The 19,044-nt window shown below is 72.2% G+C and carries 12 protein-coding genes; 4 read left to right on the forward strand and 8 right to left on the reverse strand.

Translation table 11 applies throughout. The features are described from left to right. Nucleotides 1-323: 323 nt before the first annotated feature. The gene (locus tag EV186_RS28750; RefSeq protein WP_133852567.1) at nt 324-1,688 is read right to left on the reverse strand and encodes a hypothetical protein; all 1,365 of its coding nucleotides are present in this window, start codon (nt 1,686-1,688) and stop codon (nt 324-326) included. Nucleotides 1,689-1,754: 66 nt separating this feature from the next. Between EV186_RS28750 and EV186_RS28755 the strand changes: the two genes are divergently transcribed. From EV186_RS28755 to EV186_RS28770, 4 genes are all read left to right on the forward strand, one after another. Further along, on the forward strand, nt 1,755-2,450 hold the full coding sequence (locus tag EV186_RS28755) for a TetR/AcrR family transcriptional regulator C-terminal domain-containing protein (protein ID WP_133852639.1): 696 nt from the start codon (nt 1,755-1,757) through the stop codon (nt 2,448-2,450). A 22-nt stretch (nt 2,451-2,472) separates the two neighbouring features. Then, nucleotides 2,473-3,477 (forward strand): NAD(+)/NADH kinase, encoded by a 1,005-nt coding sequence (locus EV186_RS28760; RefSeq protein ID WP_133852568.1) that lies wholly within the window; start codon nt 2,473-2,475, stop codon nt 3,475-3,477. Nucleotides 3,478-3,484: 7 nt separating this feature from the next. Next, a complete protein-coding gene (locus EV186_RS28765) occupies nt 3,485-4,471 on the forward strand; it encodes a Dyp-type peroxidase (RefSeq protein WP_133852569.1) in 987 nt (328 codons plus the stop codon). 75 nt (nt 4,472-4,546) lie between these two features. Next, nucleotides 4,547-4,777 carry a hypothetical protein gene (locus EV186_RS28770; RefSeq protein ID WP_133852570.1) on the forward strand — a complete coding sequence of 77 codons (231 nt, stop codon included), beginning with the start codon at nt 4,547-4,549 and terminating at the stop codon, nt 4,775-4,777. A gap of 65 nt (nt 4,778-4,842) precedes the next feature. Here the strand turns inward: EV186_RS28770 and EV186_RS28775 are convergent, their stop codons facing one another. Genes EV186_RS28775 through EV186_RS28805 form a run of 7 tightly spaced genes read right to left on the reverse strand, consistent with a single transcriptional unit; the run spans nt 4,843 to nt 19,041 of the window. Continuing rightward, a complete protein-coding gene (locus EV186_RS28775; protein WP_133852571.1) occupies nt 4,843-5,877 on the reverse strand; it encodes an iron-containing redox enzyme family protein in 1,035 nt (344 codons plus the stop codon). An 11-nt stretch (nt 5,878-5,888) separates the two neighbouring features. Further along, nucleotides 5,889-11,921: a non-ribosomal peptide synthetase gene (locus EV186_RS28780; protein ID WP_133852572.1), complete on the reverse strand. Its 6,033-nt coding sequence runs from the start codon at nt 11,919-11,921 to the stop codon at nt 5,889-5,891. Then, nucleotides 11,921-13,204 carry an MFS transporter gene (locus EV186_RS28785; RefSeq protein ID WP_133852573.1) on the reverse strand — a complete coding sequence of 428 codons (1,284 nt, stop codon included), beginning with the start codon at nt 13,202-13,204 and terminating at the stop codon, nt 11,921-11,923. The genes EV186_RS28780 and EV186_RS28785 overlap by 1 nt, the downstream gene beginning before the upstream one ends. Beyond that, nucleotides 13,201-13,464 (reverse strand): hypothetical protein, encoded by a 264-nt coding sequence (locus tag EV186_RS28790; RefSeq protein ID WP_133852574.1) that lies wholly within the window; start codon nt 13,462-13,464, stop codon nt 13,201-13,203. The genes EV186_RS28785 and EV186_RS28790 overlap by 4 nt, the downstream gene beginning before the upstream one ends. Next, nucleotides 13,461-15,173 (reverse strand): acyl-CoA dehydrogenase family protein, encoded by a 1,713-nt coding sequence (locus tag EV186_RS28795; RefSeq protein WP_133852575.1) that lies wholly within the window; start codon nt 15,171-15,173, stop codon nt 13,461-13,463. Before EV186_RS28795 ends, EV186_RS28790 begins: the two co-directional genes overlap by 4 nt. Next, a complete protein-coding gene (locus EV186_RS28800) occupies nt 15,170-18,853 on the reverse strand; it encodes a non-ribosomal peptide synthetase (protein WP_133852576.1) in 3,684 nt (1,227 codons plus the stop codon). The genes EV186_RS28795 and EV186_RS28800 overlap by 4 nt, the downstream gene beginning before the upstream one ends. Then, nucleotides 18,853-19,041 (reverse strand): MbtH family protein, encoded by a 189-nt coding sequence (locus EV186_RS28805; protein ID WP_133852577.1) that lies wholly within the window; start codon nt 19,039-19,041, stop codon nt 18,853-18,855. The genes EV186_RS28800 and EV186_RS28805 overlap by 1 nt, the downstream gene beginning before the upstream one ends. Between the last annotated feature and the right edge of the window lie 3 nt (nt 19,042-19,044).

A 19,044-nucleotide genomic window follows, 5' to 3' on the forward strand; every position in this document is an offset into this window, starting at 1 on the left:
GAAGCACCGGTCGAACGGCGCCGACGGCACCAACCTCGCCGCCAGTGCCACCGCCCGGTCCCACCCGGGATCGGACACGTAGCGCTGGTGCGTCTGCGGCCCCGCGACCCCCGCACGCAGCCGCGGGGACCGGCAGCCAGTGGCGGCGACCAGCCCCGCCGGGCTCGGCGAGAACGACCCGTCAGGCTCGTCAGGGCTCGTCAGTCCCCGTCAACCCCGCCACGGCCGAACACGCCGTCGGCCACCGGGCAGAACTCACCGTCGCGGCCATCGTCCTCGGCTGCGGTGGATCACCGGATGTCCATCCCCGGGTTCGGGCCGGCTCAGGCGTCCACGAATACCGGCGTCGCCGACACCTCCACCTTCACCGGACCGGGCAGCTCGACGGTGACCGGCGGCTCGTCCTCCCCGTCGAACGGATCGCCGCTCACCCACGCGATGAACACCGGTCCCCGGCCCTCCCGCGTCACCTCGTAAGCCTCCACCGTCGGATGCCCCGCCAGCGGAACCTTGGTCACCGCAACGGCATCGGACAACTGCGCCGTCATCGCAGCGAAGGCGTCGGCGGCGGGGTGCCGGACCGTCAAGGCGCCGGACTCGTCGTAGTCCAGTAACGGCAGCTTGCCGAACATCAGGTACATCATCTGGTGCGGATCGACCGGCCCGGGCACCTCCGGCGCCAGGTTCCAATACGCGGTGACCCGCACGCCCGACGCCAGCGCCAGGACATTCCGGATCACCACCTGCCGGGCGTTGATCCGATCCCGCTTGGCCGCCAGCTCCGGCGGGCAGCCGGGCAGGAACATCTGCAGCCGTGGGGGCAGCTGCGCCATCCGCGCGCTCAAGGACACCATCGCCCGGCGTTCCGGCGTGTCCTGCCCCGCCAGCGCGGCCAGCTCCTCGGTGCTCTGGGTCGCGGCCTCCTGGCCGGCGAACGCAGCCGCGAACGCCTCCTGCACCACCGGGTCCAGCTCCGGGAACTCGAACAGCACCGGCCCCGCGTACTCCCCCGCCACCACCGGCTTCTCGTACCCGTGCGCCCGCATCATCGACCGGACATCATCCACAATGGACGGTATGGCCTCCGGCCGTCCGTAGAGGTGCACGCTGAACGCGTCGAAGTGGTCCCGCCCGGCCGACACCAGGTGGTCGAAGAACTGCCGCGGCGGACTGCCCGCGGGCGAACTGTGCACGTCGTACCCGCACCCGCCGAGCACCACGGTCGCCTCGGGGTCGACCGACTTCACGGCGGCGAAGAACTCACGCAACTGCGCCACGTACTCGGGCGCGGATCCGGCCCACAACAACGGCCCGTTGCTCGGCTCGTTGTCGCACTGCCAGTACTTCACCCGCCCACCGCACCGCGCCACCAAGGCGCGGACGAACGAACCGTATTGCGATAGGTCGTGCGGAGGTGAGGGCGGCAGGAAGTCGGTCGCCTCGCGTGTCCCCCACGGCGAGGACGAGCACACCGTGAGCCACACCTCGTCATCGCCGTCCACCTGGGACAGCAGCGCGTCCACCGCGTCCCACGTGTACTGCCCGGGCGCGGGCTCCACCCCTCCCCAGAACACATAGGACCGCACCAGCGACGCCCCCAGCGCCCTGGCCTGCGGCACGAACTCGCCGGGCGGGCCGAAGAGCCCGTAGCCGATCCCCCGCACCACGCCGAACCGTACGTCGGTCATGCCATCTCCCCCAGAGATCAAAATTTACGTGCTAAACGAGACTTTAGCACATAAACTAGCGGCGTGATGAAGCCGCCGATCTGGACCCAACCGCCGCCACCCCCACGCCAGCGCGCCCTGGGCCGGGAGGAGATCGTCGCCGCCGGGATCCTGGTCGCCGACGAGGGCGGCCCGGACTCGATCACCATGAAGAACGTCGCCGAGCAGCTCGGGCCCTACTCGCCGATGGCCCTCTACCGCTACGTACACAGCAAGGAGGGCCTGATCGACCTCATGCTCGACGCGGCCGCCGGCGAGGTCCCGGTACCGGAGGCGCCCAGCGGGAACTGGCGCGAGGACCTGCACACGCTGGCCGCCGACACGCGCGAGATGGTCCTGACCCACCCCTGGTACGCCGAGCTCACCCACACCCGCGCGCCCGTCGGCCCCAACACGATGCGGCGGCTCGAGTTCATGCTCACCGTCCTCACCGAACAGGGCGCCGCGCTCGGCGACGCGATGAGCTACGCCGCGCTCATCGACCGGCACATCATCGGCAGCGGGCTGCAGGAGGCCGAGGAGAGCCGGACGCACCTCGCGCTGGGCCTGCACGACGGGCACGCCCTGGTCGCCGCGCTCGCCCCGATCCGCGAGCTGGCCGAGGCCGGGGGCCACCGGCTGCTGACCCGGTGGCTGAGCGAACCGATCACCTCGCCCGAGGACCAGTTCGAGCTGGGCCTGGGGTTCCTGCTCGACGGCATCGCCGCACGGCTGCGGGGGTGAGCGGCGCGTAAGCTGTGGCACCGTGTCGATCACCGCGGTGGGTCTCGTCGTGCACACCGGCAAGGACCGCGCGGTTGCGGCCGCCGCGCAGGTGCGGCGGTGGGCCGCGGCGCACGACATCCCCTGCACGGACATCGACGTCTGGTCCGCCGAGCCCCACGAAACCCGGCTGAGCGCGGTCGACGAGGCCAAGAAGGCGGGTCACCCCGGGCTGATCGTGACCGTCGGCGGGGACGGCACGTTCCTGCGTGGCGCGCGGGTGGCCGCGCGGGCGGGCGCGGCCATCCTCGGCGTGGACGTGGGCCGGGTCGGGTTCCTCACCGAGGCCGCCGTCGACGGGCTCATCGACGCCCTCGACGCCGTGCTCGCCGGGAAGTTCACCCTCGACGAGCGGCTGATGCTCACCATGTGCGCGTCCCGCAAGCTCGAGATCCCGACCAGCATCGACGCGCTGATCCGCTACGGCCGCGGCCCGACGCTGCCCTCCCCGCCCGTCCGCGAACGGGTCAGCGAGGATCCCGCCGACGGCGTGCCACTGGACATCCTCGCGCTCAACGACGTCGTCTTCGAGAAGCTCGCCCGCGACCGGCAGGCCAGCGTCGCGGTCTTCGTCAACGGCAGGCACTTCGCCTCGTATTCGGCCGACGCGGTGATCGTGTCCACGCCGACCGGCTCGACCGCCTACAGCTTCGCCGCGGGCGGCCCGATCCTCTCGCCGAAGATGGAAGGCCTGGTGTTCACGCCGGTCGCGCCGCACATGAGCTTCAACCGCAGCCTCGTGCTCGGGCCGACCGAGCGGGTGGCCGTGCAGGTGCTGGAGCGCTCCGGGCAGGTGGCCGTCAGCGTGGACGGCGCGCTGCGGGGCGTGCTCGAGCCGGGCGACTGGATCTCGGTGTACGCGGGCGCGCCGAAGACCCGGTTGATCCGCCTGGCCGACATCGACTTCCTCGACCGCATGCGCACCCGGCTCGGCCTGGCCGACGCCATGGCCGCGGTCGCCGACGGCACGGCCCCCGACAGGATCTGAGGAACGCATGCCCGAGCCGCAGCCGGTGTTCAAGCCGCTCACCCGGTCCGCGATCTTCCTCGTGGTCACCGTGCACGAGGGCGGCGAGCAGACCGTGCGCGACCTGCTCTCCGACGTACCCGGCATCACGCGGTCGGTCGGCTTCCGCGTGCCCGAAGGCGAATTGTCCTGCGTGGTCGGGATCGGCTCGGACTGCTGGGATCGTCTCTTCACCGGACCGCGTCCGGCCGAGCTGCACCCCTTGCCCGAGCTCGCCGGGCCGGTGCACACGGCGGTGAGCACGCCCGGCGACCTGCTGTTCCACATCAGGTCGCGGCAGATGGACCTGTGCTTCGAGCTGGCGAGCCAGCTGATGAACCGGCTGCGTGGGGTCGCGTCGGTGGTCGACGAGACGCACGGTTTCAAGTACTTCGAAGAGCGCGACCTCATGGGTTTCGTCGACGGGACCGAGAACCCGGTGGGCCCGTCGGCGGAGCGGGTCGCGGTGATCACCGACCAGGACCCCGGCTTCGCGGGCGGCAGCTACGTGATCGTGCAGAAGTACCTGCACGACCTGGTGGCGTGGAACGAGCTGCCCACCGAGGAGCAGGAACGGATCATCGGGCGCACCAAGCCGACGAACATGGAACTGCCCGACGACGTGAAACCCGCGAATTCCCACGTGGCGCTCACCAGCATCGAGGAGCCCGACGGCACCGAGTTGCAGATCGTCCGGGACAACATGCCCTTCGGCAAGGTCGGCACCGAGGAGTTCGGCACCTACTTCATCGGTTACAGCGCGACACCGGCGATCACCGAACGCATGCTGCGCAACATGTTCCTGGGTGATCCACCCGGCAACACCGACCGCATCCTCGAGTTCTCCACCGCCGTCACCGGCACCTTGTTCTTCGTGCCCAGCTTCGACTTCCTGGAAGATCCACCGGACATGCCAGTTGTGGCCACTGGCAAAAGGGAATCATCACTCGGCATCGGCGGCATGAAAGACGCGTGAAACCGGAACGCTTCCCCTAGCGTCGGAGATGAACACAGCAGGAGCAAAGGGATCGCCAGGGGAAAGAAGATCGTCATGAACGCCACCGTGATCAGCTACCGGGATCGGGCGGTGCTGCGTGCCGTCGCCGCCGGCCGCTGCGCAGTGTCGCCGACCTCCACGACCGCGTGCCTGTGCCTGACCGTCGACGGCGTCGGCTGTTGCGACCAGTTCACCGGTCTCCGGCTGGTCGCGGCGGGGCTGATCGCGTGCGCGCCCGGTTCGGTGACGCTCACCGAGACCGGACGCGCACTGCTCGCAGCCTAGTTACGGCAGTTCGCGAAGCCCACCCCTCGCTGGCGCTCGGCGTGCGCTCCGCGCACGCGCTGTGTCTATTGTTCGCTCGCAAGCTCGCGGTGGGCGCGGTCGCACACCGCGAGCGCGCAGTCGAGCCGGCGCATGATGCCGATGCCGACCTCCAGCAGCATGTCCGGCCGCTCCTCGGCCAGCGGCGCGATCACGTGGTTGAGCCAGCCCTCCGCGTGCTCCACGTCCACCACGACGTGTTCCAGCAGGTAGACCATGTCCTTGTCGGTGAGCCCGACCCGGCGCCAGCCCTCGATCTGGCGGTCGAGGCGACCGGGGACGACCAGCTCGGTGGCCTGCAGCATCCCGACCGACTGCGGCGCCAGGCTGCGCAGCGACGAAGTCTGGAAGTACATGTTGGCCATGCGGAGCTCTTCGACCCAGTACGAGTCCACATCGGTCAGGTAGGCCTCACCTGGGATGCCGACCCTGGTCATCATGTCCAGCCGCAACTGCCGGTGCGTGCGCTCCAGCGTGCCGTTGCCCATCTCGTCCCAGAAGTTGTGGGACAGCTCGATCTTCCGGCCGCCGTGGATGCCGGGCAGCAGCAACGCCACCAGGTCGCCGAAGTGGATGTCGAACGGCGTCTCCTGGGCCTGGAAGGTCACCAGCTGGTCGTAGGTGGCCTTCTCGGCGAGGAAGTCGAACAGCGGGTGGGTCACCCCCGACGCGTGGTTCTCGCACACCTCGACCGCCCACTCGCCGAAACCCTTGGGCGAGGTCGGCACCTCGAGCCCGGCGCCGTAGGTGGCCCGGTCCTTGGCCAGCCACGCGTCGCCGACCTTGCGGTGGGCCTCGACGATCGTCGGGTGTTCGTAGTCGCGCCAGTGCGGCGACCACGGCGGCAGGATGCGGTGGGCGAACACCTCGTAGAGGAATCGCTGCGCCTCCAGTTCGGCCGCTTCGTCACCCTGCTCGAAGGCCAGGGGGATGAGCTCGTCGGCGCGGGCGGCGAGCGCATCGAGCAACTCGAGGCTCTCGGCCGACGAGCCGGTGCCCCACGCCCGGGCGAGCCCGGCCATGTCGAGCGCTGTGGTGGGGTCAACTTCCATCTGGGTCATCGTCGGCTCCTTCACGAATCGACCATTCCGACGTTCTGCCGCGGCGGGGTCGCCGCCGCGATGGCGCGCAGGTCGCGCACCGGGGTTTCCGGGTTCTGGGCCGCACGCGCGAGCACCGCGAGGAACCCGGAACTCCAGCGCCGCGCGGTGTCCTCGTCGAACAGCGCGGCGTCGTACTCCCAGCCGCCCGCAACCGCCCCGTCTTCACGGGGCCGCAGGACGACCGAGCTCTCGTAGCGCAGCCGCAGCGGCGCGTACACCTCCCCGATCGGGGTGAAGTCCAGGCCGCTGTCGTCGCCGACCACGTCCATGTCGAACGCGTCGGAGCGGAACGCCCGCCCGGCCATTGGGGCGTTCTGCACCGAGAAGCACGCCGCGAGCACGTCGTCGGGCAGCGCGAGCTCCTCGCGCAGCGACTCGAACGGCACGGCCTGGTGGGCGAAGGCGGCGGTGCTGGCCTTGCGGGTGGCTCGCAGGAGGTCGGCGAACGTGGCGTCGTCGTCGACCTTCAGCCGCACGACGACCCGGTTGACGAACCAGCCGACGAGCCGCTCCCACGCCGACCGCACGCGCAAGGCGTTCGGCGTGACCACGGCGATGTCGTCGCGGCCGGAGAACGCCGAGAGCACTGTGGCGTAGGCGGCGAACGTGGTCATGTAGAGCGAGGTGCCGACCTGCTTGCCCAGCGCGTTGAGGCCGGCCGCGAGCTCCGGTTCGATCCGCAGGTTCAGGTAGCCCGGGCGGAACGTGTGCCCGGCGCGGTCGGTCTTGGCCGGCAGCCCGATGCCCGGGACACCACGCAACTCCTCGCGCCACCACGCGACGTCCTTCGGGTACTGCGAGTTCGCCACGTACTCGCGGTGCCAGGCCACGAATTCGGCGTAGTTGCCCTCCAGCGGCGCGAGTTCGGGCTCCTTGCCCTCGACGAAGCCGTGGTACGCGGTGCCGATCTCGTGCAGCTGGATGCCCACCGACCACCCGTCGGTGGCCAGGTGGTGCACCGTCCACTGGACCACGTGGTCGTCCTCGGCCAGGCGGTGCACGCGCACCCGGATCAGCGGCCCGTTGACCAGGTCGAACCCGCCCGCACCCTCCTCGCGGATCAACCGGCGGACGGTGGCCAGCTTGGCTTCCGGTGATTCACCGTCCACATCGGACACCGTGAAGGGGACGTCGCAGTCCGCGCGCACCTGCTGGATGTACTCGTCGCCGTCGCGGCGCAACGAGACCCGCAGGGTGGGGTGGCGGCGGACCATGGACGCGAACGCCTTGCGCAGGGCGTCGAAGTCGAGCGGACCTCGCATGCGCAACGCGAACGGCGCGTTGTAGCGGGCGTTGGCGCCGCCCGCCTGCTCGGCTTGGTACAGCGCCATCTGCGGATACGACTGCGGCAGGATGGTGCCCGACTCCATGCTTGGGCCGTCCCCGTAGACCTCACGCTCGCGATCGGCCGCGCGGCCCTGTTCCTGCTCGACGAGCGCGGCGAGGCGCACGACCGTGGGCTCGGCGAAGAAGTCGGCGAGGCCGATCTCGACGCCGAACCGGTCCCGCACCCGGGAGGTGACCTGGGTGGCCTGCAGCGAGTTGCCGCCCAGCTCGAAGAAGTCCTGTTCGCGGTCCACATCGGACAGCCGGAGCAGCGGGCCGATCACCTCGGCGGCAATGGTGCGTTGCAGTGGTGTCCAGGCGGCACGATCGCTGTCATCGACGGCGTTGCCGCCAGGCTCGGCCGGCGCGGGCAGGGCACGGCGGTCGACCTTGCCGCTCGGCGTGCGCGGCAAGGCGTCGAGCACGGCCATGCGGGTCGGAGTCATGTAGTCGGGCAGCTTGGCCGCGGCGATGGCGCGGACGTCCGAGAGCGCCGACGGGTCGCCGGCCGGCACCACATATGCGGTCAGGTGCCGCGTTTCGCCGTCGTCCCAGACCTCGACGACGACCTGGCGGATCGACGGGTCGGCGGCGAGCACCGTTTCGACCTCGCCCAGTTCCACCCGGAAGCCGCGGATCTTGACCTGCCGGTCCACCCGGCCGAGGAACTCCAGCACGCCGTCGGGCGCCCAGCGGACCAGGTCACCGGTCCGGTAGAGCCGCTGCCCCGGCGTCGGCGAGAACGGGTCGGGCACGAACCGGCCGGCGGTCTGGCCGGGCTTGCCGAGGTAGCCGCGGGCCAGTCCGGCACCGGCGATGCACAGCTCGCCGGGCACCCCCATCGGCACTTGGCGCAGCGCCTCGTCCAGCACGTACGCGCGGTGGTTCGGCATGGGCCTGCCGATCGGCGGCACGCGACCGCCGGACGGTGGCGTGCAGCGCATGAGCGTGACGGCGACCGTCGTTTCGGCTGGGCCGTAACCGTTCCAGAACTCGCGGTCCGGGGTGGCCCAGTCGTCGACCAGGCGGCCCGCGGGTGCTTCGCCGCCGACCGAGACCAGGCGCAGGTCGGGCAGCGTCGCCGGGTCGAGCAACGGCATCAGGCTCGGGGGCAGCTCGGCCGCGGTGACCCGCTTGTCCCGCAACAACTTCTGCAGCTTGTCGACCGAGAGGCGTTCCTCCTCGCCGGCCAGCACCAGCGTCGCGCCCGCGCACAACGCCGCCCACAGGTCGAACACCGAGACGTCGAAGGTGATGGCGGCGAAGCCGAGCAGGCGGGTGTCGCGGTCGATGCCGTACGCGGTGGCAATGTGCCGCGCGAAGTCCACGACGGACCGGTGTTCGACCACGACGCCCTTGGGCTTGCCGGTGCTGCCCGAGGTGAAGATGACGTAGGCGGCGGTGTCCGGCCGGACCTGCGGCAACGGGTGGTCGGCCGCGGCGTCCGGCGCGACTTTCGTCAGTCCCTCGGGGAACTTGGCGGCCAGCTCCGTCGTGGTGATCACCGCGCGGACGCCTTCGCACAGCACGGCGATGCGGGCCTCGGGGTACTGCGGGTCGACCGGCACGTAGGCGGCGCCGGCCAGCATGACCGCGAGCGGCGCCCAGACCAGCGCGGTGGTGCGGGGCAGGCCAATCGCCACCCGGTCCTCCGGGCGCACGCCCAGTTCGACCAGGTGTCCCGCAAGTGCGGTGGCCTTCTCGAGCAACTGGCCGTAGGTCAGGTCGCCGTCGACCGCCGTCACCGCGAGGGCACCGGGGGCCTGCCGGGCGATCAGCGCGTGCACGGTGGACGGTTCGTCCGTGGTGGTGCCGCCGTCGCCGAGGGCCAGCAGTTCGGCGCGCTCGGCGTCGGTCACCAGGTCGACGTCCGGACCGCCGGCGAGGACCACGGCGGCGCGGGTCAGCAGATCGGCGACCGTGCGCTCGGCGACCCGGGTGCCGTCGTACACCGCGGTGAGCTCGGTACCCGTGATGTCGATGCCGATCGTGGTGGCGGCGTGCGGGGCGAGGGCGCCCGGGGTTTCGTGCACGGCGACGCTGACCAGCGGGTCCTCGGCGAGCAGCGACCGCAGGACCGACCAGGGAACGTCGGCGTTGTGGCGGGCCTCGTCCAGGGCCTGCTCGACCACCTCGGGCGTGGCACCGGCCGCGATCCGCAGCGGGAGCATGCGAGCGAAGGGCCCACAGACTCCGGAGAGCTCGTCCGGCAGGTGCGGCTCGGCCACGACGCCGAGCACCACCTCGTCGTCGCGGCCCCAGCGGGCCAGCGTGGTGGCGATGGCGGCGAGCCATTCCGCGCGAGACCCTTGCACGGCAACGGAAAGTGTCAGTTCGCCGCGTTCCGGGGCGTCGGGTGGAACGCGGTCGGACGGGATGCCGGAGGCGGGGGCACCGGTGAGCACCGTGCGCCAGTACCCGGCCTGCCGGTCGCGGTCGGCGGCCCGGCGGACGTCCTGCTGCCAGGCCGCGTAGTCCGCATAGGACAGTTCCGTGCTGCTCCCGACGGCCGGTGGTGGCCGCAACGGGGTGTGCTCGTCGTAGAACTCCTGCTGGACCGAGCGCGGCGGCGGCCCGGTGAACCGGCCGGGGCGGATCGGCGGGACCGCGGTCTGCGCGGTGCGCAAGCCGCTGAGGAACGCGGCGCGCCGCTCGGCCGGCAGCGCGGCGAGGCGGTCCGCGAGCGGTCGCGGCTGCGGGTGGCGGACGACCGTGCCGCCCCGCAGCGCCGTCAGGTCGTGGGGCAGGCGGAGCACCTGGTGGAACCGGGTGGGCAGCAACGCGGCGGGCACCACCTTGCGCAGCCTGGTGACCAGGGCGTCGAAGTCGAGGTCCCGGCCGTCGGCGGAGACCACCCAGGCGTGCACCTCGTCCGGCTCGCCGTCGCTGTCCACCACGGCGGCCGCGACGGCGGGGTCGGCGGCGAGGGCGCGGGCGACCCACCAGTCGTGGCTGCCGGGCCGGGGGCCGAGGTATTCGAGGCGGCCGTCGACCTGCTCGCGGGCCCAGAGTCCGGTGTGGACGATCTCGCCCGGCACCGGTCCGGGCACGGGACGGCCGCGGCGATCCACCCGGTTTCTGTTCGGCAGCAACGGAATCGCGTCGGGCACGGTCTGGGCACCGACCACCACAGCCGTCTGGTCGCCCGTGCGCATGGCGACGACCGCCGCGGCCGAGCCGACGATGGTGTCGGCCGTGGTGGTGCCGGGGCGCAGTGGATCGCGGAACTCGACCTCGGCGCCCGCGGCGGTGGCCGCGTGGACGAGCCGCTCCCGCGCGGGGTCGTCCTCGGCCAGCGCGATGGCCACCCGCTTGCCGAAGTCGATCTCGAGCGACCGGTCCTCGTCGGTGGCGGCGGCTTCGCCCAGGCCCAACTGCGCCAACGGGGTTTCCTCAGCTGCCGCGGCGATCTCGCTCATCAGCGCCGGGTAGCACTCGGCGATCCACTCGGCCACCGCGTCGTCCACTCTGGACCGGTCGTACTCCACGCGGATCCACACGGCGTCCGGTGGGAAGGCCACCGACACGACCAGCGGCAGGCCGGTCTGCTCCTGTTGTTCCACCGCGCGCACCGTCACGGCGCCCGGGTCCTCGGCCGGTTCGTCGCGGAAGTAGTTCTGGAAGCCGAGCACGGTCTCGTACAGCGGTTCGCCCATGGGCACGCCACTGCAGCGCTGCGCCGCCGACACGGGCGTCGGCTCGAACTCACGTCCGGCGATCAACTGCTCCTGCACGCCAACCAGCCAAGGGCCGACTGTCGTGTCACCGTCCGCCGAGATCCGCACCGGCACCGTGTTCACGAACATGCCGACCCGCTCGGCGACCCCGGGCAGCTCGGCGGGCCGGCCGGACACCGTGGTGCCGAACACCGCGTCCGGCCGGTCCGCGCACGTGGCGAGGAAGAATCCCCACGCCGCGTGCACGATCGTGCTCGGCAGCAGGCCGCGCTTGCGGGCCAACGGTTCCGGGTGCCGGTCGGCGGGAACCTCCCGGAACCGCACGATGCGCCCGGCCGGGCCGGCGTCCGTGCTGACCCGGCTCACCCGGTCGATCCCGAGTGGCGTCGGGTGGCGCAGGTCGCCGAGCACCTGCTTGAAGTGGGCTTGCGCGGCACCGGCGTCGTGGTTGTCGCGCAACCAGGTCACGAACTCGCGGAACGGCGCGGCGGGCTTGAGGTTCGGCGCGCGGTGCTCGACCCGGGCGGTCAGCAGTTCGGTGAGGTCGGCCTGGATCGTCGGCATGCTCCAGCCATCGAGGACCAGGTGGTGCGCGGTGGTGACCAGGCGCCACTCCTGCGGGCCGACCCGGATCGCGTGCGCGCGCAGCAAAGGCGGCTTGCGCAGGTCGAGCTCGGCGCGGCGGTGCTCGGCCAGCGCCTCGGCCACGTCCGCATCCGTGCCGCTGTCCACAATGGTCAGTGGGACGGCGGCGTCGGCGAACACGATCTGCACCGGGGTGTCGACGCCTTCCCAGGCGAAGCCGGTGCGCAGCACCGTGTGCCGGGCCACGAGGTCGTCGAGGGCGCCGCGCAGGGTGTCGGCGTCGGGGACCCCGGTGATCGCGAGGACGTACTGCTGGCGGTAGACCGGCTGGTCCGGCGTGCGCAGGGCTTGTACGAGCATGCCCTGCTGCATCGCGGTCAGCGGGTAGATGTCCTTGATCCGGCGTTTGGCCATCAGGCTGCTCCTTCCGGATCGGCTTCGGGCAGGGTGCGCATCCGGCGCGCGGCCGAGCACTGCACCGCGATGGGGCCGAGCGCCATCGCGGCGACGGCGAGGTAGAGCGCCGCCCGGGTGCCCAGCCACGACCCGAGCAGGCCCCCGGCGAGCGCACCGAGCGGGGCGAGACCGAGCGAGAGGAACCGGAACGAGCCGTTCACCCGGCCGTGCAGGTGATCGGGCGTGACGCCCTGGCGCAGGCTGAGCACGTTGATCGCGCAGACCTGGCCGCCGACGGACATCAGGAACCCGGCGGCGATCAGCATCGGCAGCGCGGCGTCGAGCGCCGGCGGGGCCAGCGGGATCAGCAGCGTGGCCAGGAAGAAGAGGGTGAGCCCGCCGGTGATCGCCCCGGCCAGCCCCAGGCGCCGCGCGGTGGCCGCGGCCAGCAGCGATCCGACCAGGGCGCCCGGGCCGCTGCCGATCAGGGTCAGACCCACCAGGGATGCGGGCAGGTGCAACGTGTCGACCAGGTAGATCACGTAGAGGGTGAGCTCGGCGGCCCAGGCGAAGTTGTTGATCGCGATGGCGGCGGCGAGCGGGCGCAGCACCGGGTGGCGGGCGAGGAACCGCAGGCCCTCGGCGAGGTCGTCGCGGATGGCACGCACGCCACGCGGGCGTGGGGTCGGCTTGGCTTCCTCGTGCTTGATCCGGCTGAGGGTGGCGGCCGAGCCGAGCAGCGCGAGCCCGTCGAGCAGCACGGCGACCGGCGCCGTGACCGCCTGGACCAGCAGCCCGCCGATGCTCGGCCCGGTGACCTGCGCGGTGGCGCGTGCGGACTCCATCCGGCTGTTGCCCTCGACGAGGTGCTCGCGACCGACCAGTGCCGGAAGGTAGCTCATGTACGCGGTGTCGAACCAGACGGTGAGCACGGCGGAGACGAACAGGGTGGCGCTCAGCAGCCCGACGGTGAGCACGCCGAAGAGGACTTCGAGCGGGATCAGCAGGAGCAGGACGGCGCGCACCGCGGTGGCGCCGACCAGCAGCGGGCGCTTGCGCACGCGGTCGACCCACACCCCCGCGACGATGTAGAGCAGCGCGGGCAGCTTGCTCATGAGCCCGATGACGCCGAGGTCGGTCGCGCCCGCGTGCAGGGTTTGGATGGCCAGCAGGGGGATGACGACGGTGCTGACGTAGGCGCCGAACTGCGAGAACGTCTGGCCGGTCCACAGCAGGACGAAGTTGCGGTTGCGCCAGACGCCCGCGCTGAACGGGCGGCGCCTCGTGGTCTGCGTGGTCATGTCGTGACCGCCTCCGTGCCCACGACCGACGCGGGTGCGGCAAACGGCAGCACCCGCCGTGGATCCACCGTCAGCCCACAACGGCAGCCCGCCACCTCGGGCACGCCAGAGCGGCGGCCGGCGCCCACCCACGAAGACTTGGCGGTCATCGCCCAGCCCCGCGCTGCGTAGAGCCCGGCAGGCACATCGGCGGCGACCGCGACCGGAGCCGTCAGGCAGTGGCGGCGCACGGCGCCCACCGACGAGGACTTGGTGGTCATGGTCCGGCCGCCGCTGCGTAGAGCTCGGCGATGGGAGCGTCGGCGGCGACCGCGACCGGAGCGGTCAGGTAGTGGCGGCGCACGGGGGACGCGGCCGTCATGCCGAAGGCGCCGTGCAGCTGCACGGCTTCGCGGGTGGTGGCGAGGGCGAGCGTGCCCGCTTCGGCCAGCGCACCGGCGGCGAGGGCTGGGTCGGGCGCGCCGTCGTCGTGGCGGCCTGCCAGGTCGGTGACGAGGGCCCACACAGCGTCGTGGTGGATCTTGAGGCGGGCCAGGCGGAAGGCCACGTCCTGGTTGGTGATCAGCGGGCGGCCGAACTGTTCGCGGGTCCGCGCCCGGTGGACGGTTCGGGCCAGGCAGCTCGCGGCCAGGCCGGTGAGCCACGCCGCACGCCGGATTCGCTGCACCGCTTGGGAATCGTCACCGCCCAGGTGGTCCAGGACGCCGTCGTCGTGGAGTTCGCGGCCCAGTTCGGCGCAGGCGATCACCTGGGCGCGCAGGCCCAGGCCGAGGGAACCGGCCAGGTCGAACACGCCGAGCCGCTCCAGGTCGGGCCAGCAGGCCCGCGCCGGGTCGCGTTCGTCGTAGGCGGTGGCGATCGCGCGGACGGCCTTGCGCAGCTCGCCGGCCAGCGCCTCCTCCCCCGCCGGGAAGTCGGCTTCGGGGCTCGGCAGCCCGGAGTTCGCGACCAGCTCCAGCATCATCTCCGAGGTGCCCGCGGAGATCGTCAACCCGGGCGCCTCCCGGTAGGCCGACTCGAGCCGCCCCGGTTCGCGCGCGGCGCCGATGTCGGTGCACCACCAGGCCACGGCGCGGGCGGTCTCGCTGGTCCAGTGCTTCGTGGCGGCCGCGCCGACCGGATCGACCCGGCCCGCGTCGATCGAGTCGACGCACCGCATCGACAGGGCTCGCGCCGCGGCGACGCGGGTGCGCAGGCGGCCATTGGATTCCGGTGCCGTGCGCAGCCACAGGTCGGCCTTCGCCACGTAGTCGACGCCGGTGCGTTCCAGCGCGAGCGCCTCGGTGATCAACGGCCACGCGCCACCGACCGGGCCGACCACCGCGGCGGCGGGCACGTGCACCTCGTCAAGCCGCACGTCCGCGAAATCCTCGTCGGCCAGGGAGTCCAGCGCCTCGACCGTGACGCCTGGTGCGTCCAGCGGCACCAGGAACAGCGAGATCCCTTGGTACTGCGTCACTTCGGCGCTGGTGCGCGCGGCGACCAGGCCGTAGTCGGCCATGCTCGTCTTGACGCTGTAGACCTTGCGGCCGCGGATGCGCCAGCCGGTGCCGTCCGGTTCGGCCGTGGTGCCCAGCGCGGACAGGTCGGACCCGACGTCGGGCTCGGAGTACAGCACGGTCATGGTGATCGCGCCCGACGCGAGCCCGGGCAACAACGCCGCCCGCTGCTCGGCGCTGCCCGCGGCCAGCAGGAAGTTCCCGCAGATCTGCACCGACAACGTGTGCAGCACCTCGGGCACGCCGCCCGCGATCAGCGCACCGACCACGGCGGCGGCACAGCGACCGGACAGGTCGCGTCCGCCGTAGGCCGTGGGCCAGTTCACCGCGAGCAGGCGCTGGTCGCCGAGCAGCCGGTAGAGCGGGCGCGGGTCGGGTTCCCGCTCGGCGGCCATGGCCGCGAACGCCGCCCGCGCCCGCGGACTGGCCAGCACCGCCTCGACCTCCTTGACGACCACGTCCTCGGTCACGGCGCCACCTCCGAGTCCGCGTCCAAACCGGACAGCAGCCGGGCCATCGCGGCGTCGTCGAGGCCGGAGTCGGGGAAGTCGGTGACGTGGTAGGTGGTGTCGGCGCTCAGGCAGTGGTCGACCAACTCGACCAGGTGGTCACGCACGCGTGCCGCCACGTCATCCGGGCCGAGGACCCGGGCGCCGGCCACCATGACGATCAGCCGATCCGAGACTCCGGGATCGGTCACGGCCACCGACGGCGGCACGGCGAGGAAACGCACGGCAGGCAGGGTGGGGTCGTCCTCGGCGGGCGCGCGCAACGCGGTCTTGACCGACCTGATCAGATCCTCGTCGTCGCAACCGGAAGCCACCCGGACGACGCCGCCGGGCACCGCCACCGGTCCCAGGGCTCGCACGGCCGCGGCGACCACCAGGTCGTGCGTGGTGGTCGCGTAGGCCTCATGGGCGCCGGCAACCAGGGCGTCCACAGTGGACGGCGGGATCAAGACCCCGGGAGCATCCGCCACAGCGCCGTCTGCCGAGATCAGGTCGCCGACCGCATCGTCGGGTACCAGGGCCGGGTCCAGGGTTACCGTTGAGCCGGCGACCGTCACGCCAGGACGGGTGGTCACCGACGCGTCGGGCGGCACGCGCAGCGCAGTCGGGCCGGTGAGTCCCAGGGGCGCGGTGCCCGGTTGCTCGACGGACACCACGCCCGCCAGGGCCCGGATGGTGCGCAACGCGAACAGCTGGCGCAGGGTGAGCGACAGGTTGCGGCGCTGTGCCTCGGCGACGACGTGGATCGCCCGGATCGAGTCGCCACCGACGTCGAAGAACGCGTCCGTCACGCCGAAGTCGCGGCCCGGCATGGCCGCCTGCCAGCACGCCAGCAACTCCGCCTCCACCGGCGTCGCGGGTTGCTCGTCGCTCACGGACGCCGAGGGCGAAGGCAATGCCGCCAGGTCGAGTTTGCCGTGGCGGGTCATGGGCAGCTCGGCCAGCGCGACGATCTCGGCCGGTACGGCATGGGCGGGCAACAGCGTCGCGGCGAACTCGGCCAACGCCGAGGGCGACACGTCGGCCGGCGTCACGTAGGCCACGAGACGCGAATCGCGCAGCACCACGGCACTGGCGCGCACCGACGGGTGCGATTCGAGCGCGGCCTCGACCGAACCCGGCTCCACCCGGAACCCGCGCACCTTCACCTGCCGGTCGGCCCGGCCGCAGAACACCAGCGTGCCGTCCGGCAACCGCCGGGCCAGGTCGCCGGTGCGATACATCCGCCCACTGTGGAAGGTGTGGAAGGGATCCGGCAGGTAGCGCACGTCGGCGCCACCGAGGTAGCCGCGGGTGACCTGCGGTCCGCCGACGTACACCTCGCCGCGGCAGCCGGGCGGCACCGGCCGGCCCCAGCGGTCCAGCAGGTACACCGCCGCACCGGGCAACGGGCGGCCCAGCGCCGCTCCGGTGGCACCGTCGAGTTTCGCGGCGCACACGCCGATCGTCGTCTCGGTCGGTCCGTAGTGGACGATCACGCCCCACCCGGCGTCCAGCAAGCGGCCGGTCAAGGCCTCGCCCGCCGCCTCGCCACCCAGGATGACCGCCTTGCGTGGCCGCAGCCCGTCATCCGCGCCCAGCGCGGACAGGTGTGACGGGGTGATCTTGTAGTAGTCGACCGGGTGCGTGGCGAGGAAAGCGGCCAGCGCCACGGGATCGCGGGCTGTGTCGTCGTCCACGATGTGCAGGGCGCCACCACCGGCCAGGGCGCCGAGCGACGAGGTCATCGACGAGTCGAATGTCGCCGGCTGCAGCGTCAGGTGGCTGGCGGGCCCGGGCACGAGGGTGTGCAGGCTGCGCAGGTACGCGACGACGTTGCGGTGCTCGACGACGACACCCTTCGGCACGCCGGTCGAGCCTGAGGTGAACAAGATGTAGGCGGCGTTCGCCGGCCGCACCACGACGTCCGGCGGGCCGGGGTCGGCACCGGTGTCGAGGGACAACGGCAGCGTCGTGATCGAGCCCGGCACCGGGCCGAGGGCGAGGGTCGCGCCGGTCTGCGCGACCACCGTCGCCAGGTGCGCGGCGGGCGCCGCGGGGTCCACCGGCACGTACGTGCCGCCCGCGGTGAGGACGGCGAACATGCCGACGAACAACTCGGGCGATCGGTCGGCGGCGACCAGCACCGGCACCTCCGGCTCGACGCCGTGCGCGCGCAACTCGTGGGCGAGGCGGTTGGCGGCGGCGACGTACTCGGCGAAGGACAGGCTGCCGCCCGCCCAGACCAGGGCGGGCGCGTCCGGGGAGCGCTCGGCCCACTGCGCGATCATCGAGTGCAGCAGCTCGGGGCCGCCGGTCGGGGCCGGCTCGACGGCCGGCACGTCCTCGGTGCCGATGGTCCACAGTGGCCGGTCGGGGTCGGCGAGACCATCGCGCACGAACCGCGTGAAGAGCGTCGCGACCCGCTGGGCGGCGTCGTCGCTGACGATGTCCGACCGGTACCGGACCGTGCCCGTGTACCCGCCGTCGGACACCAGGTCGATGGACAGGTCGTGGCCCACGACGCCGGTGTCGATCAGCGACCCCGTCGTCATCCGCGGCATGCGACCGGCGCGCCCCTCACGCCCAGCCGCCGGTGGCTGCAGGTTGATCGCGGCCTGCGCCAACGGCGTCACGCCCATTTCCCGCTCGGGGGCGACCGCCTCCACGACCTGGTCGAAGGTGATCGAGCTGTGGTCGTGCGCCTGGGCGACCACGCGACGCGCGGTGCGGACCAGGTCGCGGAACGTCGGGCCCGACGAGAGGTCGAGCCGCAGCACCACCCGGTCGACGAACATGCCGACGACCTGCTGAACCTCGGGCAACGGACGACCGGCCACGGTGCTGCTGACCGCCACGTCGTCGGCACCGAACACCCGGCCCAGCGCCGCCACATAGGCGGCGAGCACCCCCATGAACGCGGTGGCGTGCTCACCGCGCACGAAGGCGTCGAGCGCCGCACCGGTCTCCGGGTCGAGCGCGACCTCGATCCGCTTGCCGCGCTGGCTCAACCGCGCGGGTCGCGGCCGACCGTGCGTCAAGTCCAAGGTGGACACATCGGCCAGCTGCTCGCGCCAGTAGGCCAGGTCCTGCTGGGCCGCCGGCCCTGACGCCTGGTCTTCCTGCCACGCGGTGAAGTCCGCGTACTGCACCGGGAGTTCCGGCCAGTCCGGGGGATTCCCGTCGAGCCGGGCGTTGTACGCGACGATCAGGTCACCGACCAGGATGTCGGCCGACACGGCGTCGGCCACGGCGTGGTGCACCACGATCACGAGCGCGTCGACCTCGGCCAGCCGGACGTGCGCCATCCGCAGCAGTGGCGCCGTGCCGAGGTCGAACACCTCCTTGCCGAGCCGGTCGCACAGCTCCTGGTATGCCTCCGCAGGGGCGTCGGCGAGGTCCACGAAGGTCAGCGGCGGCTCGTCCGGCGGCGCGAGGACCACCTGCCAGAGCTCGTTCTCCCGCGATTCCAGTTTGGTGCGCAACGACTCGTGCCGAGCCACGGCGTCCGCCACCGCGGTACGCAGCACCGCCTCGTCGAGCCGGCCGTCGAACCGGCCTTCGAAGCTGATGTTGTGCACCGGCTCGCCGGGCACCAGCTGTTCGACGAACCACAGCCGCTGCTGGGCCCGGGACGCCGGATGGCTGAGAACCTCGTCCATCACTCGCCCATCGCTTCACGCAGCGAGCGTGGCCGCATGTCCGTCCACACCGTGTCGATGTGCGCGAGGCAGTCGTCCTTGGCGCCGGTGAACCCGGTGCGCCGCCAGCCGGCGGGCGGCTCCTGGTCCGACGCCCAGATCGAGTACTGCTCCTCGTCGTTCACCACGACCGCGAACTGATCTGCCATGCC

Origin of the sequence: Labedaea rhizosphaerae (genome assembly GCF_004362825.1) — a bacterium.
GTDB classification, from domain to species: domain Bacteria; phylum Actinomycetota; class Actinomycetes; order Mycobacteriales; family Pseudonocardiaceae; genus Labedaea; species Labedaea rhizosphaerae.